Below are 24667 nucleotides of genomic sequence, written 5' to 3' on the forward strand. Positions count from 1 at the left end.
CTCATAATATGGGATTATTCCTACATTATGAGTGCTTTTTTATTTATTGCAATTTATGTATGTTTTATACTATAATTGGAATGTATGTTTTTACTATGAAATAGTGGGGGTTGATAATAATGGAATATCATTTTAAGGTGCTATTATTAGTAATTTTAATGTTAATTACCTTAAGAAATATTAGTCCATATAAATTTAACATTAAAGAATATATTATTATGGGGTTAACTATAGGAGTTATTTATGTACCACTATTCTTATTTGAGCCTAGACTAGCTTCTATAGCTGTATATTTTACACCTGTATTTTTTCTATACAAAAAAAACAACAAGATAATAAGGAGTTTTATACTGCAAATATTAGTAATATTAGTACTAATGATTATAAATAATTTTACTGGACTCGTATTTTTAGAAATATTTGGCAAAACGTTTTTGTCATCTACTTTAGGGTACTATAGTACTTATTCAGTTATATATTTAATAGTATATTTCTGTAGTAAAATCGTTGGTACATTACTAATTCGACACAATGATTTCATATTTGAGAATTATAAGTCTAAATGTTTTATTTTAATTGATATAATGCTAGTGCTTACATTTGTTTTATTTTACTTTGCTATTATTTGGATTGATTTTTCTGATGATGTTTATATATCAGAAAAAATCACACTTGCAATTGTGGTATATGGGTCTATTATGGTAATTATATGTAGTTCTTTATTTTTTATATCAAAGAAAGAAGAGAAATTCAAATATAAACAAATTCAGTTAGATAATCTGGAGCAGTACACTAATAACTTAGAAAATCTATATATGGATATGCGTAAATTTAGACATGACTATATAAATATAATATCATCTATGGCAGCGTTTATTGAAGAAAAGGATATTAAAGGTTTAGAAGAACATTTTAATAAAAATATTTATCCTTTAAATAACAAAATGAATAAAAATAATTATAAACTTGGTCTGTTAAAAAACATAAAATTACCTCAAATTAAAGGGTTAATATCAGGAAAAGTAATTCGGGCTCAAGAACTAGGAATAGATATAATAATTGATATAGTAGAACCTATAACAATTATTAAGATGGATATAATAGATTTGAGTAGATGTTTAGGAATAATTTTGGACAATGCTATTGAATCAGCCTTAGAAAGTGAAAAGAAAGTAATTGATATTGCATTAATAAACAAAATCAATTCTGTAATCCTAGTTGTAGCAAATACCTTTAGTGGAGATATACCTGCTTTATCTAAACTATTTAAAGATGGATTCTCCACTAAAGGTGAAAATAGGGGGCTGGGACTAAGTAATTGTAAAGATATGATAGGTAAATATAAAAATATTTCATTAGATACATCTATAACTGATGTACAATTCATTCAAGAAATTACTGTAAGTAATAAATAGGTAACATTATGGCTTGGTTAAAAATATCTAATTCAGTTATTTTATATGTAAAAAATAGTCTAAGAGATAGTTAGTTTTCATTAAGTTATAATGTAGTAAACTATAAAGCATAAGAAACTCCCGCGGATTTGCGGGAGTTTCTTATGCTTTATAGTTTTAATATTTTCGTTTTTTATTCATTTAATAAAATTTGTGACTGTTTTCGAAAGTTTAGAAAATGTACCGATTTGCTAGTGATTTGTTACTTTTAATCAACTTTTACTGGAGTAACATGGAGATGATTTGTGACTAAAGATCAACGAAATATTCACCAAATGTAATTTATGCATCACTTCGTATAACTTATGTTATAAATTGTTATTTAATTTCTAATAATTACGTATAAAACTCTTTTTATTATAACTTTAAAATATTAATAGGTTAGCATGTTAATATTTAGATACAAGGAAATGAAAGACATAAATTAAAAAAATATAACAAAAATAAAAATTAAAAGGAGATTTTAAAAATGTCTAAATTTGATGATTTTGATCTAGTGGGGGTATGGCAACGATTAATGTAAAAAACAGCCACATGACAATATTTGTATCAATGATAAGAATTGAATCTTATAAAGGCAGGGCTTAAATTATGTGAAGCACTGAGAATTTATACATATCTTATAAAATGTCACTACAACGTAAAAAGAATGATATTTATCATTTAATTCTATGAAAATAATTATAGAAATAGGAGGTATTATATATGGCTGTAATAGAAACAAATAATCTGACCAAAAAATATAATGAAAGTTTTGCAGTTAACAATTTAAGTATATCAATAGGAGAAGGACAAGTTTACGGATTCCTGGGACCAAATGGTGCAGGAAAGACAACAGCTATAAGGATGATTCTTGGACTTATCAAGCCTACTAAGGGAAGCGTAAATGTATTTGGCATGAAGCAGAACAGTGAAAACAGATCCAAGATATTAAAGAATGTGGGTGCACTTATTGAGAATGCTGCAAGCTATCCTCATCTTACAGCTTATGAAAACTTAAAAATCATGAGGACTCTTACTGATTCACCTTATGACAATATTGATAAAGTTTTGAAGACTGTAAGATTAGATGATGTTAAGAATAAGCTTGTTAAGGAATTTTCTCTTGGAATGAGACAGAGACTTGGAATAGCTATGGCTCTTCTTAGAAATCCAAAGCTTCTTATCCTAGATGAACCTACTAATGGTCTTGACCCTTCAGGTATTCATGAAATAAGAGAGCTTATAAAGGACATTCCAAAGACTTATGGAAGTACGGTATTAATTTCAAGCCACCTTCTGTCAGAGATTGACCAGATGGCAACTAATGTTGGAGTAATCACAAAAGGAAGCCTTGTATATCAGGGAACTATTGAGGATTTAAGAAGCAAAGGTGAGCAAAAGATTGTCCTTCGTACAGATAATATTCAGAATACGATCAATATATTAAATGAAAACGGAGTTGCCGGAAAGATAAATGAAGGATGTGTTGAAATGAATTACTGTAATGACAGCATACTAGGCAAGATAATTGACAATATTGTGTTTAAGGGAATTAAGATTTACAGAATTGTGGAGGAGAAAACTTCTCTTGAGGACATTTTCCTTAATCTTACAAGAAAGGAGCATAGTTTATAAATGAAAGATATTATTAAAGCTGAATTTATGAAAATTAAAAGGAAAAAACTTTTTCTTCTTATATTGATAGGCGAACTTGCATCATTTTTTATCGGTTACATTAGTCAAGGAAGAAATACAGGAAAACAGACATGGATGGATGTTTTATATAACTTCAGTGGCTTTAATTTTATGATTATGATTATAATTTTCACAATCGTAATCTCCAAACTTGTAGATGTTGAGTATAAAGCTGATATGTGGAAGCTTATGTTTACAGCAGTTAGTGATAAAAACAAGCTTTTTGCAGGCAAGTTTATATGTGTGATGGTGCTTATTGCTTTTTCAGCAGTTGTGGAATTCTTTGGGATTATAGTTCTTGGGACACATGTTGGAGCAGAAGGTGTTGATTATCCTCTTATATTTAAGCAATGTGCACTGCCTTTAATCGGGTATCTTCCAGTAATAGTACTGCAGTTTGGCCTTTCTTCAATGATAAAGAATCAGAGTATTTCCATAGCAGGCGGTGTTGTTGGATGTTTTCTTGGAGTATTTGGTATGGTTATGCCTTTTCACAAAGTTCTTATATGGACATATCCATTCTTAACAGCGCCTATGACAATATTTCAAGAGGGACGTAAAGCAATTACTATTATGAATCAGGACAGCATGTTATTTAGTTTTGTGAGCATAGCTGTTGCAGCTGTTATGTTTTTTATATCACTACATCTTTATAATAACAAAGAAAATTTTTAAAAGGAGTGGGATATTGTGTATGGTTTAGTTAAGTGTGAGCTACTTAAGCTCAAAAGACAAAAGGTTATACCAATTTCAATAATAATAACCTTTATACCAATTATATTAGGATTGTTTAATTTTAAGGCTAATTATGCCGTATTTAAAGATGTAAATACAGGTGACTGGCTTAAGGCATGGTCTCAGGTTGGAATGTTTTATGCACCTGTTATGCTTCCAATAATAGCAAGTGTATACTGCGCCATAATATTCAGGGTTGAATATGCAAATGACAATTTAAAGATAATTTTATCAACACCTGTATCAAGAAAGTCACTATATAAGTCAAAGGTTATAATATCAGCACTAATGGTATTGTTCCTTCAATCTGTGTTTGGAATATCATATTTTATTTTTGGAAAACTCTTTGGAATAACAGGTTCATTTCCAATAAGTAAAATACTTGAATGCTTAATCCTTGGATGGGTTGGAATCCTTCCACTTATTGCAATACAGATTCATCTTTCATTAAAATATGAGGATTTTACAAAGCCTATAATGATAGCATCAATATGCTCGCTAGGTGGATTCTTTATAGGAGCTATAAGCGGCATAAGATATTTATGGCCATGGGCTCTTCAAAAAATTCCAATGGATCTTTCAGGTGGAGGCATAGAAGGGGTAATTCCTAAAGCTATTTACATTCTTTACTGCTTAATTTTTGCAGGAGCAATGGCAATAATTGGAATTAAAAGGTTTGAAAATATGGAAATTAAATAAAATTATTAAAATCCCTGATTTTAGATGAAAAATCATTAATTAAGCATATAATTCTTAAAATAATCACTTATATATAGTGTTTTTTTAAGAATTCATATAAATATTAAATTAAATTTGAGGAGGACAATGCAATGAAAAAATTAAATGAGGAAGCTTTAGAAGCAATTAATGACGTAAAAGATGAGGAATTAGAAAAATTAACAGGAGCAGGAAATGGGGTTATAACTACATTTACACATGAATGCTACTATAATTCAGTATCACCAGCTAGCTGGGGTGGCTGTTGCAAATAATTTTTGAAGACAAGCCTAACGCATTAATATCAATTATAAAAATATTAAATTAAATTTGAGGAGGACAATACAATGAAAAAATTAAATGAGGAAGCTTTAGAAGCAATTAATGACGTAAAAGATGAGGAATTAGAAAAATTAACAGGAGCAGGAAATGGGGTTATAACTACATTTACACATGAATGCTACTATAATTCAGTATCACCAGCTAGCTGGGGTGGCTGTTGCAAATAATTTTTGAAGACAAGCCTAACGCATTAATATCAATTATAAAAATATTAAATTAAATTTGAGGAGGACAATACAATGAAAAAATTAAATGAAGAAGCTTTAGAAGCAATTAATGACGTAAAAGATGAGGAATTAGAAAAATTAACAGGAGCAGGAAATGGAGTTATAACTACATTTACACACGAATGCTACTATAATTCAGTATCACCAGCTAGCTGGGGTGGCTGTTGCAAATAATTTTTGAAGACAAGCCTAACGCATTAATATCAATTATAAAAATATTAAATTAAATTTGAGGAGGACAATACAATGAAAAAATTAAATGAGGAAGCTTTAGAAGCAATTAATGACGTAAAAGATGAGGAATTAGAAAAATTAACAGGAGCAGGAAATGGGGTTATAACTACATTTACACATGAATGCTACTATAATTCAGTATCACCAGCTAGCTGGGGTGGCTGTTGCAAATAATTTTTGAAGACAAGCCTAACGCATTAATATCAATTATAAAAATATTAAATTAAATTTGAGGAGGACAATACAATGAAAAAATTAAATGAAGAAGCTTTAGAAGCAATTAATGACGTAAAAGATGAGGAATTAGAAAAATTAACAGGAGCAGGAAATGGAGTTATAACTACATTTACACACGAATGCTACTATAATTCAGTATCACCAGCTAGCTGGGGTGGCTGTTGCAAATAATTTACATTGTAAATAGCAAAGTGAATATGGTTATCTTTGATAATTGTATTCACTTTAAATATATTAAGTATTTGGAGGGAAAAATATGAGTATTAAAGAGTTACTCAAGGATAACAGATGGTCTAATGCGCTATACATAAGTGAAAAAATCAAATATTACAATTTTGAAAATAAAAAGATACAAGATAACACAGATGAATTTAAGAATATTGGAAAGTGGATGAAATTATTTAAAAATGACAAAGAGCTTATGATGAAAAGAGTAGATGCAGAAGGCATCAGCCTTAAGGAATTTGATATGGTAACAGATGAATTACCCTTTGACGTTAATAACACAAACTTTATATGGCACAAGGATTTGACAGATATATTTACTGAAGAAAATTATATATGCATTGATGATTATATTATGTTCAATAAGGATGAACTACCTTTTTTTGAATTTGCAGTTCCTTTTTTAAAAAGAAGTATAATGGTTATGAAAGAAAGACTGAACTTTTTTAAAGATCAGTTTGATATAGATACAATAATAAAGATAGCAGTTGGACTAATTACAGAAGCAGTAGTAAGCATGGGACTTAAAACACTTACGTATGAGCTTAACAGCAGAAGGATTAATGGCAAACTTAAGGGAGATACAAGAGAAGATCGTTATGATTATTTTGTTAAAACAAATTTAGATAGCAATGAATCCATATTAAAGTTGCTTATTGAATATCCAGTACTTGCAAGGCTTACAGTAGAAAATGCAGTAGGAATTACTGAGAATATTATAAATGTAATTGAAACATTAGTTAATGATAAAGAAGAAATTGAAAGTTATTTTAATATAAAGATTGATAATATACGCGGTATGGAGAACATGGGAGACCTTCATGATGGAGGAAAATGTGTATTAAGATTTAATTTTGCTGAAGGAATCAATATATTATATAAGCCAAGGGACTTGTCTATAGATGAAAGCTTCCAAAAGCTCCTTGAATGGTTTAATGAAAAGGGTATAGAGAAGGACTTTAAGACTATGAAGGTTTTAAATAAAGGCACTTATGGATGGCAGGAGTTTATGAAATATGAGGAAGTTTCTAGTAATGAGAAGATAAATAACTTCTTTGAGAGACAGGGCGAATATATAGCACTACTTCATATTTTAAATGGAGCAGACATGCATTGCGAAAACATAATCGCTAATGGAGAATATCCTGTATTTGTAGATTTGGAGTCATTATTTCACAATGAGATAAGCTTAAGAGATGATATAGATCTTTCAGGGTCAGCTGTAACAAAGGCTGAGAAATATATTAAGGAATCTGTTTTAAAGACGGCAATGCTTCCAGTACTTGATGCAAACTTTTTGTATGACAGTGATATAAGCGGAATTGCAGGTGACATTGACCAGATCCTTAATATGTATGATATACAAAATAAAAATACAGATGAGATAAAAATAGTAAGAACTAAAATTACAGTAAATAGCAGTAACCATCTTCCTTCTTTAAATGGTGAAATCATAATTCCAAAGATGTATGTTGATAGTATAAAGAATGGATTTACCACATGCTATGATCTTATGAGAAGAAATAAGGAAGAGCTTGCTCATGTTATAAAAAGCTTATTTAGCGGCAAAAATGTACGTACCATAATAAGGTCAACTATAGTATACAGAACACTTCTTGAAGCAAGCAGTCATCCTAAGCATTTAAGAAACGGCATAAGCAGAAACCATATTTTTGATTACTTATGGCTTGTACTTAAGGTTGAACCTGACAGAATGCAAAGTATTCCTTATGAGATTGAAGATCTTTTAAGGGGTGATATTCCTTTATTCAGAGCTGGAATTAATAATAAGGATTTAATAAACAGCAACGGAATTGGAAGTGTTAAGGATGCATTTAATAATGATGCAATGTCAAAAAGCATAGATCTTATAAATTCTTTAAGTGATGATGATTTTCAAAGACAGTGGGATTTTATAAAGACAACTATAAACACAAAGTATTTCTTAAAGGAAAGTTTTGAAAGTGAAAAAGCCCAAGATGAGGCTGCCGTAACTTTAGATAAAATTGACAGGTCTTTCAATTATGAAGTAAAAAAGAGTGCATTCTTAAAGGAAGCTGAAAGAATTGCAGAGAGTATAATGAGTTCTGCAATAATAGGTGATGATGAGAGAAGTATATCATGGATTAACCTTGGAATGAATCCGGATGAGAAGATAGAGTTTAAAATTGTGAAATCAGAATTCTATAACGGCGTTACAGGAATAGGAATGTTTTATGCATATCTTGCAAAGGAAACAGGAAATCAAAAGTATAAAGATATTTGTGAAAAGTGCATAAACACAAGCTATGATCTTATAATGGCAGGCAGAGTTGATAATATATCTGCATTCATGGGAATGTCTGCATTTGTTTACCTTGCAATGCATGTTGCAAAGCTTTTTAATAGAGAAGATCTTATTAAAAAGGCTGAGGAAGTAATAAATCTTATTGAAACAGGAATAGAAGATGATGACCACTTTGACATAATGGCAGGATGCTCAAGCACTTTAATAGTATGTGCAGATTTTTATAAGAATTTTCATTATGAAAAAGCTCTTGAACTTGCAAGAAAATGCGGTGACCATCTTGTAAAAAAAAGTGTTAAGTCTGAAAAGGGTGTAGGCTGGATAACATCTAAATTAAATAATTATCCTATAGCAGGCATGGCTCATGGAAATGCTGGAATAGCTTTAAGTCTTATGACTTTATATGATCTTACTAAGGATGATAAATATTTAAATATAGCAAATGAAGCCATAGCTTATGAAAACAGCTTATATGATGAGGATGAGATGAACTGGAAGGACCTCAGATCTTTTGATAAGGATGAGGCTAATAGAGAAAAGGACAAGAAGAATGTTTCCTACTGGTGCAATGGAGCTCCAGGAATTGGAATGGCAAGAGTGGCAATGCTAAAATATTGTGACTCAGCGATAATAAAAAATGATGTAAGAAATTCAGTTCAAAAGACTATAAATGAGGGATTTAAACAGATAAATTACTGCCTTTGCCATGGAGATCTTGGAAGTCTTGAACTTATACTTTTAGCAGCAGAAAAGATGAATGACAAAGAATTAAAGAATTTTGTATATACAATGGGTGGTTACATGTTAGACAGCGTAAATAAAGACAATGGCAATTGGAAATCAGGAATACCTGGAAGGGTTCAGATTCCTAACTTTATGCTTGGTTTATCAGGTATTGGATATGAATTATTAAGATTATATAATAACGAAATCCCATCAGCATTAATTTTAGAAGGACCAGCAGCATAAGGCACAATCAAGAAAATAATAGACCAGTATGCTTATCTATTATTTTCTTTTATGTGACTAAGTTCACAATTAAAAATTATTTTGGAGGTGCATATTTATGATATTTCAAAATATGGCATTAAAAAAGAGAGTACCTAGCAAGATACAGATGAATCAGTATGACTGCGGCCCTACATGTCTTCAGATGATTTTATCTTATTACGGATATGATATTAATTTTACCAGCATAAAAGAAAGATTTTCTTCTATAGGAAACAGCAGAGACGGAATATCACTTTTTAAGATAAAGCAGGTAGCTGAATCATACAAGTTAAAGTGTTTTGCAAAGAAGGCAGAAAGTTCTACCCTTAACAACAGCTTTTTGCCAAGCATTATATTCTGGGAAAACAAGCACTATGTTATATTGGAAAGAATTTGTAAAAATGGATATGCAATCAATGATCCTATGAGCGGAAGAGTAAATGTTACGAAAAAAGAATTTGAAGAGAAGTATTCCAAGGTATTTATGGTTGCATATCCTAAGGACGATTTTGAGCAGCATACTGAGAAGAGTTTTACAAAGCTTAATTATTTTAAGAATATAGTCATGGATAATAAAAAATATTTTATATATTCAATTTTAATAGCTCTTGTACTTCAACTAATATCTCTAGGTGTACCGATTTTGACACAGGTAGCAATTGACAACATGCTGGATATTAAAAACTATTCAATATATGGCATCATAATTGGTGCACTTATTGCAATTACAGTATTTGAGGTGATGTTCAGCTATCTTAAGAGTTTCTTTATAGTAAAACTTCAGAAGTCGCTAGACAGCGGTCTTACAAACCAGTTTCTTACACATCTTTTAAGACTGCCATATAAGTATTTTGAAACACGTTCTAAAGGCGATCTTATAATGAGGATCAACAGTAATGTAAGAATAAGAGAAATATTATCACAGAATTTTATATCTACAATAATAAATATATTTTTAATTACAATAACTTTCGGATATATATGCTATAAATCTTACGCAGTGGCTTTCGGGCTTCTTTTAATAGGAATTATGCAGATATCTGTATTCTTCCTTTCAAAGAATAGGGTTGATGGTCTTACAAGATCACAGGTCCGTGCACAGACATCAGTTTCTTCATTCATGACAGAAGTTCTTGGCGGAATATGTACAGTAAAATCTCTTGGAATTGAGGATTTTATAAATCAAAAATGGAACAATCTTTTTGAGACACAGCTTGATAAGACTCAAGACAGAGCGTATTTTCAGGCAAAGATTGATACTATAAACAAAGCACTTCTTACATTTTCAACAGTGTTTATATTAATAATTGGACTATACGAGATTTCAAGAAATCAGATGTCAATAGGTACATTATTTGCATTTCAAACACTTTCAGTATCATTCCTTTCACCACTTAATTCACTTGTAAGCATGGTTAACGACTTTGTTATGGTGGATACACTTCTTGATAGGATATATGATGTTATGGATAGTGAGGTTGAAAAAACAGGAACCGTAGTAGATGTGAACCTAAAAGGAAATATAAAGATAGAAGATGTTTCTTTTAAATATTCTGATTACGGTGATTATTCACTTAAGAATATAAATATGGAGATAAAGGCAGGCCAGAAGGTTGCAATAGTTGGTAAATCAGGCTCTGGAAAGAGCACACTTGCAAAACTTATAGTAGGACTTTACAATCCTATAAAGGGAAACATATTTTTTGATAATTATAAAAGTAATGAATTAAATAGAAAGTATTTAAGACAAAACATTTCAGTGGTTCTACAGGAAAACTTCCTGTTTAACAAGACAATATACGAAAATATAATTGCAAACTGTGATGATATGGATATGGAAGATGTTTTGTGGGCAGCTGAAGCAGCTGATATAAGCGAAGATATTGAAAGGATGCCTATGAACTACAATACAATAATATCTGAATCTGGAGGAAACCTTTCAGGAGGACAAAAGCAGAGAATCGCACTTGCAAGAGCCATTGTAAACAGACCAATAATACTTCTTTTAGATGAAGCTACAAGTGCTCTTGATACTGTGACTGAATCTACAATACAGAGAAACTTAGATGAGATAAACTGTACACAGGTAATAATAGCACACAGGCTCAGCACTATAATAAATTCTGATATGATTTTCGTTGTAGAAAACGGACAGATATTAGATCATGGAACACATAAGGAGCTTATTGCAAGATGCAGCTATTACAAGAAGCTATATAATTCAAAATCAGCATACCTTGCCTGATATTGAATTATATAGTTTCTTAAATATCACCATCAATTTGGAGTGGATGTTGCCGCTAATTTGGGTAATTCACATTGGGTATTTTTGCCCATTCCCCCGAAAAGGGGTATAAAGAACATAGCTGTCCTGTACTGAAAACTCAATCCCTTATAGGGGTAGTAATCGCTAAGCGTAAATTTACCACGTTAAGACACATATTACCAAAATGGCGATAAATTCAGAGAGAATATTAAATATACTCGTGTTAATTTAATGTTTTTCTTACTGTTTTAGTTAGCATTATCAATACTATAACTGAACTTTAACTAACTTGTTTTGAGTAAAAAAAATAAGAGCTTATCATTTAGTGATTAAACCCTAGATATATCAATAATCTACACTGATGTTATATATCTTTTCGAGTTAGAACTATTAGGTATTAATTCTAAGTCAGAATGTTTTGATAAAAGATTTTTTGGTAATAACTGTCTTAATGTATAAAATCCGCGTTTTGCGAGCACTACCCCTTTTAGAGTATTATGTTCAAATGAGCTACAAATCTGAGTTTTTAAATCAACATTTACCAGATTCTGAAATAATTATGACCATAATCTTTATTATCTTATATTTTTCTATTGTTTTAATCATTACCACTATCTATGCAAAAAAACTAAATAAAAATCTATTGCCTCTCCTGAAGGCTACTGAAAAAATTAAGGGTCAAGATTTAGAATTTGACATAGAATATTCAGGAAGCGGAGAATTCAATGATGTACTTTTATCGATATCAGACATGAAAGCAGAATTGAAAAATTCTTTAGAGAAGCAACGGAGCAAAGAAGGAGCAGATTTGGGGTACAGGTAGTAACGGAACCAAAAACGGCTATAAGTGTGTAAAAAAATGGATTTTTAAATTTAAATACCTGTTTATCATCAATCTTAAGAAAAGAAAAAAAGGCATTGCTGCCTTTTGGGTTGTTGAACAATATATGAAAGTTACGAACTAACTGTAAATTAGAATTATGCTCATTTTGGGAATAACTTAAAATCTATATCTTATTATAAAATTGATTTCATCTACTGCTGAATCTATTTACTCATTCCATTAATTATCCCTTTTATTGCATCAATTACTACCTGGGGCTTATCCTTCTGTATATAATGACTGCTATCCTCAACAATAATGTGTTTACAATAATTTGATAATGATACTAAGTCATTTTGATAGTTTAACCAGGTTTCTTCTGTAATGGTAGAAGATTTGTCACCTTTATGCCCAGAGGTAAGGACAACTATTGGAATACTCCTTAATGCATCCTTTTTTCTTATTTCTTTTACTTGATTTGCACTAATTAGTAATTCATCAAAAGTTTGCTCTGCACCAATTAATTAGCTTTTCGCGATTTCTATTTCTTTTGAAGAAGAACGTTTCACCCTATCTTCAAATTGATTTTCATGCGAACAATCAACAAATATAATACCAGACACTTCTTTAGGGTATGTACCTGCGAATAATCTTGCATTATAGCCTCCAATTGAATGCGCAACTATAATATAGGGGGATTTAACCTTTGCTTTATTTAAAACAGTATGTAACTCGTGAACTTGGTCTAAGCTGGTTCTTGGCAAGTCACCTGTATCACTATTTCCGAGACCTGCTCTACCATAAGAAAATGTTCTTTTATTTTTGAAATTTCTGGCTGTACTAACGTCCAAACTCCATTGTCATCACCTAGACCTGATTCAAATATCACAGTTGGCGTTCCTCTCCCATAACAATTAACGTTTAAACTATATCCACCAATATCAATCATATCCATATGTATACCCCCTATAAATATTTATTTACACATATTAATTAAGAAGTTAGTCTGTAACATTATACTGTTGCAACACAAATTATACTATTATTACCGTTACTTAACGAGTAAAGTATTTACATTTATTAGTTTGTCGGTGCGATCCCAGTGTGAAATATGGAAGCGTATGCGGGCAGATTTTACTTGCTAAAAAACAAATACATAACTACTTGATACTTCCATTTAAATCAGAACAGCTATTTTATTTCCTCAATATTATTTTTATACTTCCCCCACCGCTTTTTATCATGATCCCAAAACTCGAAAAATTCTTCTTCATGAACAATCACATTATAAATAGGTTTAAGAAATATTATAATTTCTCTCATAACTTCGTCAAACTCAATATTAACGGAGTTTATCTTTCTTAAAAAAGCTTTCCACATTTTAATTCTATTTACATCTTTCATAAAGTCTTCTGTGAAAATAATATTTTCTCTTTCAATCACCGTGTGCCTTGTTTGCAATGTTTTATCTACAGCCTCCTGTAGCTTCCTTCCGTCAAAACTATTAGTGCTTAAAAGAGTAAATATATCGTAGAAATCTTTCATTCTACTATTAATTACTGATAATGAAATCATAGCTTGAAACTTTTCTGAAATAATGGACTCTAAAGAATATACTTTTATTAATGGTGCTTTCATATCAAGTATTATTGGACACTCCATCATTTGTGGCCTTGGTACAACAACATCGCCAAACCCAATATCTAGTTGTAACACCTTTCTCGCATTACCTAAAAAACAATTAGTTTTTACTCTTATACCGTGATATTCTCCATCTTTTTTTATCTCTTCAACATCAATTTCATCTCCACTAAAAACTAGTCCATCATCCTCACACTGAACTTTACATATTTCTGAAAATGCTTTTCTTATATTTTCTATATCATTTGATATTTGTTCTGCTAAAAAGTCTATATCCTTTGTGGGTCTTCCCTTATACTCTGTTAACATGAATATTAATAGTCCACCCTTTAATATAAATTGCTCACAATACTTTGAAATAGACAATCTATATAATATTCTTTCTTGCATGTATAACAGTAATACTGAATCGAAACTTCTTTGTTCCTTTTTTGCTATAATCGCAAGTCTTGCTCTTACCGATGCAGTAATATCTTTTATTGGCTTACTCATACAAGCACCTCCAAATACTGTTTTAGTATTTTTTGAACTCTACAAACTTCCGCATATTTCATTAATTTGTTAAAGTTTCTATCTTTCCTTTTTATATACTCATTAATTCCTTCTTTTACAATATCAATTCCAATTTTATTTCTATATCTTATGCAATCACATATTGTCTTTTCTATATCATATATCTTAATTAAATGTCCATCTACTTCTATATTAGTTATACCTATATTTAGCTGCTTTTGTGAAAAATATAGAAGTTTAATTGGTGGATACTTAGGTATTATAACTTTACTGCTTCTTTCTATAGCAATCTCATACTGCCAGGGGTTAATAGTTGTTAAATCATGATAAGCTAATGCAGAAGTAAGGCACAATATCCCTTTAGGGACTATTTTAAATACATCAACTAATTCAAAATTGTATTGAAAATCATAATCTACCCACTTGTATAATCCCGTTTTTATTTTTGAAATAACGCCTGATTTTTCAAGGGTGCTAACATAGTATCTATTTATCCCCTTTCCTGATATTTCTTTTGTTGTAGCATAGCCTTTATTCTTGAAAAATAATTCTTTAATTTCTTGTTTTATTATTTCATTCATACTCTCACCTCTCTAACAAATATTCTTCACTTGTTCTAATATGCAGTATATGTGTTAAATTAATTATACATTGTTTATGATTTTTTTTCAATATTAATCTAACAAAACTACTGCAAAAATTCATACTTGTATTGTTTTTGTTAAATCATCTCCTGCGGAGCTGCAGTTGTAGTATTGATAATGCTAACTAAAACAGTAATAAAAAATATAGATTAGGGCTATTTTCAGCAAAATTTATTATGCGAAGTGTTGCCATAGCTAAATTGCATGAGTATCAGATGTAAACAATACTACGCACGTATATTTGAAATACCCAGCCACCTTGTGCAAGTTGTGGGTTCATCACAACTTGTTCAAGGTGGACAAGCCCTGGGCTTGTCCATCGGCGATGTACGTATTTAGATTTAAAGGTATGCTTAAACTACAGATGCGTGCGTAGACTTAGTTTTTTTGATTATTTATATAGAATGATTGAATTAAATTTAATTAAAATTTAGTTAGAATTCGATGCACGCCGTCGGGTACCCAAAAAAGGACCAGCTTTATCATTAGAATTTCTTAGTTTACCAGGGGTTGAGGGACGAAAACCAGGGTACGCTTAGAAATACTTATGCTGAAGCTTGTTCTTTTTGGGGTGACGGTATACGTGCCCAGAACTTGTCCTTCCAAATTCGCTATACTACTAGTAATAGTAATAAAGTTAAAACATAATAATTATTATAATAAGAGCTATAAGGTTTTATAAAATATATTTACTATAACAATAAAATTAATAATTCAAAAAAGGAAAACACGATAACTAATTATTTTTTTAAAACTTGTAGGATGCTGGCAAATGGACTAGCCCAGCTACTGGGGGACAAAGTGGCGGGTAAGCCTGTCTATTTGCCGTGAAAAATGGACGAGTTTTTTGACCTCTATTATAGATTTATTTTTTTGAAACTCTAAATTCTCAGAATAAACATCATTGCGCTGTTAATCTGAGGTGAAAAACCTGTCCATTTTTCACCCGAGAGTCGCGAGGTTTTACCTTTAAAACATGTGGATTTTTTTAAATATTAGTATTTTGAAGACAAAAACAAGTCCTGCTGCATTGCAGTAGGGCTTGTTACCCTTGGGCGAAGGGGGATATATTTATTTGGTTTGGACTAGTTTACTGACTGCTACTAATACTAAATAGAAAGATGAGTGCTTAGTTACTTTAATAGACTAGGTTACTTCTAGACAGTGAGTAAGATTGTCCAAAACTTCCTTATGGACCTAGAGCAGTGAAAGAGCTTGTGCCACATTGGATTTTCGTATGAAGCATGAAGGAGAAAAGATGATGTGGACCAGCCTTTGACTGCTGAGTCTTATTATTATATTAAGACTGATTTGTAATACATACAAAGTAAAGAGTCAACACGTTATGTTACATTCAAATTGAAATTTTAAAGGAGTAGGCAATAGCATCAATGTGAAAGTAACTCAATTACATTTGAGTTACTTTCAGAATATTAATATAATCTAAATATATTAAACCCCACATCGTTAGATATGAGATTATCTGAGACGTAATATTCAAAGATTGTGATATAACTATATATTTCAGTTATATTTAGAATTAGTTAAGCTGAACCGTACCATAAATGGTGCAGATTTTTTTTATTTAGTAAATAGCTAGTGATGGCAGCTGTGGTAATATAAGTATGATATTATAATTTATAAGATCCTGTAAAAGGAGGTTTGAAAGTGTATGTTTAATCCAATCGTTATTGTTGCATAGCAAAGGCTATTGCAACGAGCAGTTAAAACACATAGCCTTTGCTATTCCTAATAGAAACAAAACCTTTAGGAGGGCAAAGATGAGCTATAACAAAGCAATGTATATACTCCCTAATAATTTGATCGAAAAGGTTCAGGAATATGTAGATGGTGAGTTTATCTATATTCCAAGAAAACCAAGCAATAAAAAAGAATGGGGAGCCAAAACCTCTACCCGACAAGAATTATATAAACGAAATACACATATTTATGAAGACTATTTAGCGGGTAATAATTCACAAGATTTATCTAAAAAATATTTTTTATCCTTGAAAAGTATACAAAGGATAATTAGGGAACAAAAAAAATAGTATTTAATTTTCGAAATGAGCCAATGCAGTTTTATTACTGTATTGGCTCATTTTTTTTTATTAACTGTCTTTAAGGTTTAGTTTTGAATGCTCGGATGGTACAATTCAAGTAGAAAAAATACTAGATTAGGAGGACTTATGATGAAAAAATTTTGTGACAATCCACCCGTTATCTTCCCTATTAATTGTTAATATGGAGGCGAATTTTTCATGCAAAAGTTAACCTTGGATATACAGTACCTATCCCCACCACCTACAATTTAATATTGTAAGAAGTGTGGTAAAAAGACAGAGTACCTTAACCACAGCTCACAAAAAATTGAGAAAATGAGGTTTTATTATGTTTGATATTAGAAAAATCCAAGAGCAAGTAATTTTTGGTGCCGTAAAAAATGCGCGTGACGATAAAATGGCAACAAAAATTGTATATGGAGAACACGAACTATCTTCATCAGAAGATAATGCGACATGGGTGAAATCCACCATGAACAGACTAGAAAGCAACTTTGATAGGTCTACCGTTAAGCAGATTAGAATGAACTGTCAATGTGGATATGGGATGGATGAAAAATTAGCGTTAGTGCAAGAACTGGTTGCATCATCGTCTAATTTAGAAGAATTTGCAAACCAAGATAAAGCAAAGGCAGCTGGACTATCATACACAAATGGGGAACTCTATCTACAATTTCCGTTTTGCCCTTGTCCGATGCTTGCCGATGTGAATAAATTAAATACGGATACATGGTGTCAATGCACTGTAGGGTACAGTAAAGTTCTTTTCGAAAAAGCTTTTGGCTGTGAAGTCGTTGTAGAATTATTAAAAAGTATAAAAATGGGTGACGATATATGTCTTATGAAAATCATTCCTCGTGATTCTATTTGGAAATAGGCGAATGCCCTACATAAAGGTAATACTTCAATCAAATCTGAATGGAGTAGTAAATTAATATATGTTGTCCTTTTGAGTATCAATGCCAATATATCCATCCTCAACTATAGGATTTGTGATATCCATTTTACGAAAAGCATCCTTTTGTTCTTTAGAGAAATGACGTGAAAGATCTACTTTCACGTCATTTAAGACATTAACATCGTTGCAATCGCAATAAATATTATTACTAGTACATCCTTAATACACTAAACCCCACATCTAATGATATGGGGTTACTTGAGTTGTTCACTTTTACATGAGTTGATATTTTTAAACTATCACTTTAACTTATCAATGTTTCCTGATTGAATATATTTAATATTTGCTTGGATTTTTTCATATGTCCAATTCCACCACTTAATTTTAAGCAATTTAGAAATTATGTCATCATCATACCTTTTCTTTATAACTTTAGAGGGTACTCCTCCAACAATAGTATATGGCGGAACATCCTTGGTAACTACTGCCCTAGTTCCAATAATTGCACCATCTCCAATTTTCACACCTGCCATAATTATAGCGTCATAACCTATCCACACATCATTTCCAATTACAATATCCCCCTTATTATCCCAAGCATTTGTTATATGGCCGACGTCTAAGCCCCATTCCTCATAAAATATTGGAAATGTATAAGTAGATAGTGATTTCATTGTGTGATTTCCACTTGTCATGAGAAACTTCGCTTTACATGCAATTGAACAAAATTTCCCAATTATTAATTTATCATTGTTTACAGGATACTGATATAATACATTATTTTTTTCAAAATCCCTTGGATCATTATAATAATCATTATATATTGTATAATCTCCAACTTTTATATTATCTCTTGTAATTACATTTTTAAGATATATTGTTTGGTAATCGTTATTTCTTGGATATTCTTTATTTGTATTTGGAATAGTCATGTTTACCTCTCTCCTTTGTATTATGCTAATGAATTATGCTAATTTTTTGACTATCCCATTATTACAATACATTTTTTCATAGAACCACTCCTAAAATAATCCTTATTTCTTTCGTTGTTTTATACAATTACGGATTAATTGACAAGTAAATAATACCATTATGTACGATATATTACTATTATTTAGCGGGAATTTTACAAAGAGTGCTAACTATAATCCAATAAAAAAATCTTAGACCATTCCCCCTTAAAGTGTAATTTTATCAGTCAAGGAAAACACAACAAATGTTATGAAAACAGACTTTCACGACATCTTTCATATATTAAACCCCACATCTAATAATGATATGGGGTTACTTCATTTTGATTTTAGTTTTTCACCGCTAAACAGTAATTTACATTATCAAAGGCTGTTATAGGATGATCTGGATTTAATTTATTATATTTTTTGAAATACTGATCTGTTATCTCAGTTGGTGTCAAATGCTCATAAATCAAAAAATTACTATCAGATAATAAATTCTCCAACTCTGAGTAGGAATAGCTTGCAAGCATTTTCTCATTAGCCCCACCAGCCAGTGCTACTTGTTTTTTGGTTCGTTCTCCTGCTTTTGGGGTATATGAATCCTCATCTGGATAATCAAAAATAATAATACTACCTTTTGGCACAATACATGAAATAGTGTTGAGTGTTTCAGCAAAAGTCCGCTTAGACAAATAGTAGCTTATACCAAGCAAACTGCAAAAACTGATTTTACTTTGATCAAATTCAAAGCAGGCAATTAAATTGCTTTCCCAGTTGTTTTCTGTAAAATCAACTGATACGTAGTGCAGATTGGTAGGTTTTTCTGATAATACTGATTGAATACGCTTTTGTTTGTCAGAACCAGTGGCCGGATGGTCAAGTTCAAAAATTTGAATGTTTGATGCCCAATCAGGCTGACGATATGCAAATGTATCATAACCGGCAGCGAAAATTACATATTGCTTTGCGCCAACTCTCACAGCATTTTCAAGTGCTTTTTCCGCAAATGCTGATCTACCAAGTGGCGTTGGAGATAACTGATTATCTACAATCCAATGTAATGCTTCTTTTGGTGTACCGTCAAATGATGGATTGAAAAAATTGATTCCCTTTGACATATTACTTGAAATTTGTTCGTATTCGTTCTCAGTTAAAATGTCTTTTGCCAAGTAATCGTCAAATACTTTTTCTGTATTTTGTACTGAATGAAATGCCCTTGAAAATGCGCTTATCAATGCGGTCATGCTTTTTTTATCCATAAAATTATCACCTCTAATAATTAATACCATTTCATTATCAACAGTACAAGACTTGAAATTTTCCTTATTTTGTGGTATAATAGAGGCTAAAAATATGAAAATTTACAAATTAGTCACATTTTTAGCGATGGTTTTTGTAATGCAATAGCATAACAAAAGATATTTCGTATCTATGAAAGATTATATAAAAAACAAAATATAATAAATAAGGACGGGATATAACAAATGACGTGAAACCTAAAATTCACATCATTTATTATGTGCTTGTATCTATCCTATACCCTCATTCCTAGTCTTGTATATGTAATTAGACACCATACAATTGCTATTTTGGACCTCTAATTGAGAATATACATATTGGGGTATAGGTAGTAATGGAACAGTAATCGGCTATGAGCATGTAAATATATGGTTGCGATTAAGCCTAATGTGTACACAACAAGCGTTTGAAAATACCAATTATTTAATTTGAACGTTCAAAAATGCAAAAACTAAATATATTGAACGCTCTATATACTGTTTAAAAAGGTACACCTTTACGGAGAGTAATTAGTTTTAACATCAAACTAAATTATGAAATGTATATAGATAGGCTGTATTGGTTTGTAAAAATAGTATTTAATGGTATTATATTTCTAGTGATTAAGTCGCAACTGTAAAATATGACAAAATACTCAGTATAAAATTTGGAGGGTGATATGGGATGGATAGGCATTTTACAGTTTCCGTATTTATAGTATATAAAGATAAAGTATTATTACATTTACATAAGAAGGCTAAAAAAATTCTTCCTTTAGGTGGGCATATCGAATTAAATGAATTGCCAGAAGAGGCATGTATTCGTGAAGCACAAGAAGAATCAGGTTTGAAAATAAATTTATACAATCCAATAAATAACCAGCTTAAGAATTCATGCGAATTAGTAGGAGAAAAATTGTTGATAAATCCTATGCACACAATTTTCGGTGAAATAAATCCAGAACATTATCATATAGACTTTGTTTATTATGCAACTGCAAAATCTTTTGATACAATACCAGGAGACGGGGAATCTAAAATTCTCAAATGGTATAATAAAGAAGATTTGAAAAACGCATATGACATTCAGCATAATATTTTAACAATGGCTAATGATGCGTTAGAATTGTTATCAGAAAGATAGATTGGTTCGTAAATTATTACATGGTTTTCTAATATTGTTCAACAACCCAAAAGGCAGCAATGCCTTTTTTTCTTTTCTTAAAATTGATGATGGGTGTTTTTACCTTACCCTCCAAAAAGGTATATTAGCACGTTGAAATGGATGAGTTAAAATCAAAGTAGAACTTAGTTTACATATCACTATCAATTGTTAGTATTATGTAACATTCAATTTATGCTTTTTATACAAAACATTCGAAAACGTTGCTAAATAAGGAAAATGAAAGTTACACAAATACATTGTATAACTTTCAAAACACTCAAAATCCACATTAATAATATATTTTGACCCTAATATACCTTTTTAGAGGGGTAGTTTTGTGATTAATTTACATCTAATTTGCAGTACACGGTAGCTACCCTGTCACTACGCAATTTACCATCATATTAACACTCCACAATGTTAATTATTCTATCCGTTTGATTTGCTAAATGTTTACTATGCGTAACCATCATTACAGTTTTTCTATACTGTTTGCTTAAATCCTTAATTAGATTAAATGCTATTTCAGCAGCCGCAGAATCTAAAGATCCAGTTGGCTCATCTGCAAGAATGATATCACCTGGCTTGAGTATTGTTCTTGCAAGGGCTACTCTTTGCTGTTCACCACCTGAGAGTGTATTAACTTTTTCATCTTTAACTTTTTCTAAATGAACCTTTTTTAATATTTCCTCTATTCTTGTATCCTTTTCCTTTGTAGTGATATTAGAGAATTTCATTGCCAGAAAAAGGTTATGATAGATTGTCATATCATTGATTAACGCAAATGATTGAAATAAGTAATTAATTGTATTGCGCCTTAGCATTGTAGATTGGTTACTTTTTATTTTAGGAATTTCTTTTCCTTTTAGCTTAATCTGACCTGCATCGATTGACTCTAAAAGGCCTATCATATTTAGGAGAGTTGATTTTCCACAACCACTTGGTCCAACAATTGAAATAAACTCTCCTTCTTCAACGGACAAATTTAGATTTTTAAATATATATCTTTTCCCAAATTTCTTTGTAACATTTAATACTTCTATTGCTTTTTCCATAATTTTAATCTCCTTTAAAAGCCATACGTATTTTTTCAATTTCACATTTAGTCATATACCTTGAAAAAATAAGTATCTGAATTACTGCCAAGATAAGCATTAGTAGAAAACCAAACTTAGAATGCATAATAAGCATAATAATCAACTCAATACATATAACAGAAATAAGCATAATAATTGGCATGTGATATAAATTAATAAATCCATAGCCTAAAAATTTCTTAACATTAATTTTTTCCTGATTTGCAATTCTAAAAACTGTTGCAAGAGCAATTAATATCCCTAGAAGGATAAGCATTAATATTAAAAATACCACTCCAAACCATGCAATTGTAGTCCTTAAATCTTTCTGTAATCCATCGATATATTTTTCTGTACTTACAAATTCAAGATTGTTGTCATTTAATTTATATTTTTTAAGTATATTTGTATCCAAATGTTTTTCTGCTACCGCTTTATTAACAAATTTTATATAACCATTAAAGCCGTTTGCGTTAAGACTCTCTGATTCAAAATATGTCATATTTTCCGGTGTACATATATAAATAACCGGATTAGTACATGCATTTTCATATGTTGAATTTGGATTCCATGTAAACATGTTATCTTTAGGCGTATATTCTACAAATTTCACATTCTTTTCTTTATTAAATACAGTACTGATATCTCCTTCATGTGGTTTTTTTGTTGATGATTCTGTGAGCCAGTTTTTCAACTTAACTTTCTCATTTTCTGAATAAGATTTTGGGATAAGGTAAACTCTTGTTCCAGATTTCGCCTCATTTATAATTCTACTATCAACATTAAAATTTAGAGATTTTATATAATTTGCGGAATATGAAAAATACCAAAATGGTTTTTCAGGACTATTTTCATATACATTATTTTGTTTCCATCCATCTAACTGTTCATTATCATAATAGGTTGTATTTATTAGATATACTCCATTATCATCATACATCCCTTTGTACCAGTCATATAAACTTTGATTAAGATATTTTGAATTTCCAGTAATAGAACTTTGATCATACCCAACAGAAATGCTTTTTAAAATCTGATACTCTGATACATTACTCCACATTTGTGAAAGTTTTGCATTTTCTGATACGTCCTTCATAGGAGCGTCTACATAAATACAACAAAACACAATCCCCACACTTACTCCAATATACGCCAGTACCCCGAAAATATATAATATATTTTTGGGTATTCTGCCCTTAATTGCATTCAGTGGATTAACTGATATCTGAATTATAGCAGAAATTGCGATTTCTAATGTTACCAATATAACATTTATAACTGCAAATAATATGAAATAACTAATAAATAAACCTGTTATTTTGCTCCAACCAGAAAGCAAAATTCCTATAAGGATTTGAATTGGAATATTTAGCAGTGCATAAACAATAAATATTCCTAAGGTTCCAGTACAATATGCGGTTTTTGACCATCCTAAAAGTGCCAATTTACCACTTTTACTTATGTTACGTATAGTTATAATCATAAAATACACAGCATTTAAAATTATCAGTGCAAAAATAAGTACAAGTATTATTGTTCTCATTACACTATTTTCTACACTAGAACCTTTCATTTCTTTGAGTAGATTATCAGCGGGCACATTACAGGCTAAAGCCAATTCTTGTACAAAAGCATTTTTATCACTAGCCTTTAATCCAAGGACAACGTAGTCTCCGTTGATAGTACCACTTTCTTTTATTAAGCGGTTCAACTTTTTAAAAACCGTTTTTTCTCCAAATCTGAATGAAGGAATTTCACCAACACTGTAAATGCTACCTTTATCTATACCAAGAGTACTTTCATCCATTTTTGATAAAAGGAGCTTATTAAGCATATCTTTATCAATAACTTTTTTACCATAAAATTCAAATGAAACCTCATTATTTTCAACATCACCATATATGCCAAAAGTATAGCCTGAAAACATAGATTTATCATTTAACGCTAAATCTTTTCTGGCTATAAGTAGATTTTTTTTAGATGCTTCACTATGTAGGAATTCTTCAATATTGTCGTTATGACTCTCAGAGATATTTTGAAGATGCACATCAAGTGAAGAATCTGTTTTTAAATATTTATTCCATTGATCAGTATACGTGCTATTTAGCATGAAAATAGAAAGCAAGGCAATTAAAATGCCCTGCATTACTATTAATATAGCGCCAAAATAGCGAACATTACCAATAAGATGTGTTTTACGCATTATTTACAATTCCCCTC

At 30.6% G+C, this 24667-nt stretch carries 24 protein-coding genes; 15 read left to right on the forward strand and 9 right to left on the reverse strand.

Going from position 1 to position 24667, the window contains the following annotated elements:
* Positions 1-119: 119 nt before the first annotated feature.
* The 12 genes from KTC92_RS18385 to KTC92_RS18440 all read left to right on the forward strand — a co-directional run bounded on the left by KTC92_RS18385 (position 120) and on the right by KTC92_RS18440 (position 12214).
* Positions 120-1415, forward strand: coding sequence for a sensor histidine kinase (locus tag KTC92_RS18385; RefSeq protein WP_220287344.1), 1296 nt, complete (start codon positions 120-122; stop codon positions 1413-1415).
* 744 nt (positions 1416-2159) lie between these two features.
* Entirely contained in the window at positions 2160-3071 is a 912-nt protein-coding gene (locus KTC92_RS18390; protein WP_216304607.1) for an ABC transporter ATP-binding protein, read from the forward strand.
* On the forward strand, positions 3072-3806 hold the full coding sequence (locus tag KTC92_RS18395; RefSeq protein WP_220287346.1) for an ABC transporter permease: 735 nt from the start codon (positions 3072-3074) through the stop codon (positions 3804-3806).
* Positions 3807-3821: 15 nt separating this feature from the next.
* Positions 3822-4565, forward strand: coding sequence for an ABC transporter permease (locus KTC92_RS18400; protein ID WP_220287348.1), 744 nt, complete (start codon positions 3822-3824; stop codon positions 4563-4565).
* A gap of 131 nt (positions 4566-4696) precedes the next feature.
* Positions 4697-4858, forward strand: coding sequence for a lacticin 481 family lantibiotic (locus KTC92_RS18405; RefSeq protein ID WP_216304658.1), 162 nt, complete (start codon positions 4697-4699; stop codon positions 4856-4858).
* Between the two features lie 72 nt (positions 4859-4930).
* Positions 4931-5092 carry a lacticin 481 family lantibiotic gene (locus tag KTC92_RS18410; protein ID WP_216304658.1) on the forward strand — a complete coding sequence of 54 codons (162 nt, stop codon included), beginning with the start codon at positions 4931-4933 and terminating at the stop codon, positions 5090-5092.
* Between the two features lie 72 nt (positions 5093-5164).
* A complete protein-coding gene (locus KTC92_RS18415; RefSeq protein ID WP_216304658.1) occupies positions 5165-5326 on the forward strand; it encodes a lacticin 481 family lantibiotic in 162 nt (53 codons plus the stop codon).
* Between the two features lie 72 nt (positions 5327-5398).
* A complete protein-coding gene (locus KTC92_RS18420) occupies positions 5399-5560 on the forward strand; it encodes a lacticin 481 family lantibiotic (RefSeq protein ID WP_216304658.1) in 162 nt (53 codons plus the stop codon).
* Between the two features lie 72 nt (positions 5561-5632).
* Positions 5633-5794: a lacticin 481 family lantibiotic gene (locus tag KTC92_RS18425; RefSeq protein ID WP_216304658.1), complete on the forward strand. Its 162-nt coding sequence runs from the start codon at positions 5633-5635 to the stop codon at positions 5792-5794.
* An 85-nt stretch (positions 5795-5879) separates the two neighbouring features.
* A complete protein-coding gene (locus KTC92_RS18430) occupies positions 5880-9104 on the forward strand; it encodes a type 2 lanthipeptide synthetase LanM family protein (protein WP_220287350.1) in 3225 nt (1074 codons plus the stop codon).
* A gap of 97 nt (positions 9105-9201) precedes the next feature.
* Positions 9202-11370: a peptidase domain-containing ABC transporter gene (locus KTC92_RS18435; protein ID WP_220287352.1), complete on the forward strand. Its 2169-nt coding sequence runs from the start codon at positions 9202-9204 to the stop codon at positions 11368-11370.
* Positions 11371-11896: 526 nt separating this feature from the next.
* The gene (locus KTC92_RS18440) at positions 11897-12214 is read left to right on the forward strand and encodes a hypothetical protein (protein WP_220287353.1); all 318 of its coding nucleotides are present in this window, start codon (positions 11897-11899) and stop codon (positions 12212-12214) included.
* A 524-nt stretch (positions 12215-12738) separates the two neighbouring features.
* On the opposite strand, the gene KTC92_RS18445 is transcribed toward KTC92_RS18440, so the two are convergent.
* From KTC92_RS18445 to KTC92_RS18460, 4 genes are all read right to left on the reverse strand, one after another.
* Positions 12739-12978 (reverse strand): alpha/beta fold hydrolase, encoded by a 240-nt coding sequence (locus KTC92_RS18445; RefSeq protein WP_258280788.1) that lies wholly within the window; start codon positions 12976-12978, stop codon positions 12739-12741.
* Positions 12960-13169, reverse strand: coding sequence for a hypothetical protein (locus tag KTC92_RS18450; RefSeq protein WP_258280789.1), 210 nt, complete (start codon positions 13167-13169; stop codon positions 12960-12962). Before KTC92_RS18450 ends, KTC92_RS18445 begins: the two co-directional genes overlap by 19 nt.
* A 236-nt stretch (positions 13170-13405) precedes the next feature.
* Complete coding sequence (locus KTC92_RS18455) at positions 13406-14347, reverse strand: nucleotidyl transferase AbiEii/AbiGii toxin family protein (protein ID WP_220287356.1); 942 nt, start codon at positions 14345-14347, stop codon at positions 13406-13408.
* Positions 14344-14949 carry a type IV toxin-antitoxin system AbiEi family antitoxin domain-containing protein gene (locus KTC92_RS18460; RefSeq protein ID WP_220287918.1) on the reverse strand — a complete coding sequence of 202 codons (606 nt, stop codon included), beginning with the start codon at positions 14947-14949 and terminating at the stop codon, positions 14344-14346. The genes KTC92_RS18455 and KTC92_RS18460 overlap by 4 nt, the downstream gene beginning before the upstream one ends.
* A 1844-nt stretch (positions 14950-16793) precedes the next feature.
* Here KTC92_RS18460 and KTC92_RS18465 point away from each other — a divergent pair.
* Both KTC92_RS18465 and KTC92_RS18470 read left to right on the forward strand, forming a co-directional pair.
* On the forward strand, positions 16794-17063 hold the full coding sequence (locus KTC92_RS18465; protein ID WP_220287865.1) for a CD3324 family protein: 270 nt from the start codon (positions 16794-16796) through the stop codon (positions 17061-17063).
* A gap of 340 nt (positions 17064-17403) precedes the next feature.
* Complete coding sequence (locus tag KTC92_RS18470) at positions 17404-17952, forward strand: DUF6144 family protein (RefSeq protein ID WP_220287867.1); 549 nt, start codon at positions 17404-17406, stop codon at positions 17950-17952.
* A 54-nt stretch (positions 17953-18006) separates the two neighbouring features.
* Here the strand turns inward: KTC92_RS18470 and KTC92_RS18475 are convergent, their stop codons facing one another.
* The 3 genes from KTC92_RS18475 to KTC92_RS18485 form a co-directional block, all read right to left on the reverse strand.
* Positions 18007-18135 carry a hypothetical protein gene (locus KTC92_RS18475; RefSeq protein WP_258280790.1) on the reverse strand — a complete coding sequence of 43 codons (129 nt, stop codon included), beginning with the start codon at positions 18133-18135 and terminating at the stop codon, positions 18007-18009.
* Between the two features lie 137 nt (positions 18136-18272).
* Positions 18273-18905: a CatB-related O-acetyltransferase gene (locus tag KTC92_RS18480; protein ID WP_258280791.1), complete on the reverse strand. Its 633-nt coding sequence runs from the start codon at positions 18903-18905 to the stop codon at positions 18273-18275.
* Between the two features lie 368 nt (positions 18906-19273).
* Positions 19274-20188, reverse strand: coding sequence for a class I SAM-dependent methyltransferase (locus tag KTC92_RS18485; RefSeq protein ID WP_220287763.1), 915 nt, complete (start codon positions 20186-20188; stop codon positions 19274-19276).
* Between the two features lie 703 nt (positions 20189-20891).
* Between KTC92_RS18485 and KTC92_RS18490 the strand changes: the two genes are divergently transcribed.
* Positions 20892-21350, forward strand: coding sequence for an NUDIX hydrolase (locus tag KTC92_RS18490; RefSeq protein ID WP_216248107.1), 459 nt, complete (start codon positions 20892-20894; stop codon positions 21348-21350).
* A 425-nt stretch (positions 21351-21775) separates the two neighbouring features.
* Here the strand turns inward: KTC92_RS18490 and KTC92_RS18495 are convergent, their stop codons facing one another.
* The gene (locus KTC92_RS18495; protein WP_220287760.1) at positions 21776-22426 is read right to left on the reverse strand and encodes an ABC transporter ATP-binding protein; all 651 of its coding nucleotides are present in this window, start codon (positions 22424-22426) and stop codon (positions 21776-21778) included.
* Positions 22427-22430: 4 nt separating this feature from the next.
* Positions 22431-24650 carry a hypothetical protein gene (locus tag KTC92_RS18500; RefSeq protein ID WP_220287758.1) on the reverse strand — a complete coding sequence of 740 codons (2220 nt, stop codon included), beginning with the start codon at positions 24648-24650 and terminating at the stop codon, positions 22431-22433.
* Between the last annotated feature and the right edge of the window lie 17 nt (positions 24651-24667).

It is taken from the genome of Clostridium sp. CM027, from assembly GCF_024730565.1.
Lineage (GTDB): Bacteria > Bacillota > Clostridia > Clostridiales > Clostridiaceae > Clostridium_AD > Clostridium_AD estertheticum_B.

Excerpts from the sequence above, each read along its gene's own strand:
- KTC92_RS18425 (WP_216304658.1), top strand. The coding sequence starts at position 5,633 with ATGAAAAAATTAAATGAAGAAGCTTTAGAAGCAATTAATGACGTAAAA.
- KTC92_RS18450 (WP_258280789.1), bottom strand. The coding sequence starts at position 13,169 with ATGGATATGATTGATATTGGTGGATATAGTTTAAACGTTAATTGTTAT.
- KTC92_RS18490 (WP_216248107.1), top strand. The coding sequence starts at position 20,892 with ATGGATAGGCATTTTACAGTTTCCGTATTTATAGTATATAAAGATAAA.
- KTC92_RS18420 (WP_216304658.1), top strand. The coding sequence starts at position 5,399 with ATGAAAAAATTAAATGAGGAAGCTTTAGAAGCAATTAATGACGTAAAA.
- KTC92_RS18385 (WP_220287344.1), top strand. The coding sequence starts at position 120 with ATGGAATATCATTTTAAGGTGCTATTATTAGTAATTTTAATGTTAATT.
- KTC92_RS18405 (WP_216304658.1), top strand. The coding sequence starts at position 4,697 with ATGAAAAAATTAAATGAGGAAGCTTTAGAAGCAATTAATGACGTAAAA.
- KTC92_RS18495 (WP_220287760.1), bottom strand. The coding sequence starts at position 22,426 with ATGGAAAAAGCAATAGAAGTATTAAATGTTACAAAGAAATTTGGGAAA.
- KTC92_RS18390 (WP_216304607.1), top strand. The coding sequence starts at position 2,160 with ATGGCTGTAATAGAAACAAATAATCTGACCAAAAAATATAATGAAAGT.
- KTC92_RS18430 (WP_220287350.1), top strand. The coding sequence starts at position 5,880 with ATGAGTATTAAAGAGTTACTCAAGGATAACAGATGGTCTAATGCGCTA.
- KTC92_RS18485 (WP_220287763.1), bottom strand. The coding sequence starts at position 20,188 with ATGGATAAAAAAAGCATGACCGCATTGATAAGCGCATTTTCAAGGGCA.
- KTC92_RS18435 (WP_220287352.1), top strand. The coding sequence starts at position 9,202 with ATGATATTTCAAAATATGGCATTAAAAAAGAGAGTACCTAGCAAGATA.
- KTC92_RS18415 (WP_216304658.1), top strand. The coding sequence starts at position 5,165 with ATGAAAAAATTAAATGAAGAAGCTTTAGAAGCAATTAATGACGTAAAA.
- KTC92_RS18410 (WP_216304658.1), top strand. The coding sequence starts at position 4,931 with ATGAAAAAATTAAATGAGGAAGCTTTAGAAGCAATTAATGACGTAAAA.
- KTC92_RS18500 (WP_220287758.1), bottom strand. The coding sequence starts at position 24,650 with ATGCGTAAAACACATCTTATTGGTAATGTTCGCTATTTTGGCGCTATA.
- KTC92_RS18460 (WP_220287918.1), bottom strand. The coding sequence starts at position 14,949 with ATGAATGAAATAATAAAACAAGAAATTAAAGAATTATTTTTCAAGAAT.
- KTC92_RS18480 (WP_258280791.1), bottom strand. The coding sequence starts at position 18,905 with ATGACTATTCCAAATACAAATAAAGAATATCCAAGAAATAACGATTAC.
- KTC92_RS18470 (WP_220287867.1), top strand. The coding sequence starts at position 17,404 with ATGTTTGATATTAGAAAAATCCAAGAGCAAGTAATTTTTGGTGCCGTA.
- KTC92_RS18455 (WP_220287356.1), bottom strand. The coding sequence starts at position 14,347 with ATGAGTAAGCCAATAAAAGATATTACTGCATCGGTAAGAGCAAGACTT.
- KTC92_RS18395 (WP_220287346.1), top strand. The coding sequence starts at position 3,072 with ATGAAAGATATTATTAAAGCTGAATTTATGAAAATTAAAAGGAAAAAA.
- KTC92_RS18465 (WP_220287865.1), top strand. The coding sequence starts at position 16,794 with ATGAGCTATAACAAAGCAATGTATATACTCCCTAATAATTTGATCGAA.
- KTC92_RS18440 (WP_220287353.1), top strand. The coding sequence starts at position 11,897 with ATGAGCTACAAATCTGAGTTTTTAAATCAACATTTACCAGATTCTGAA.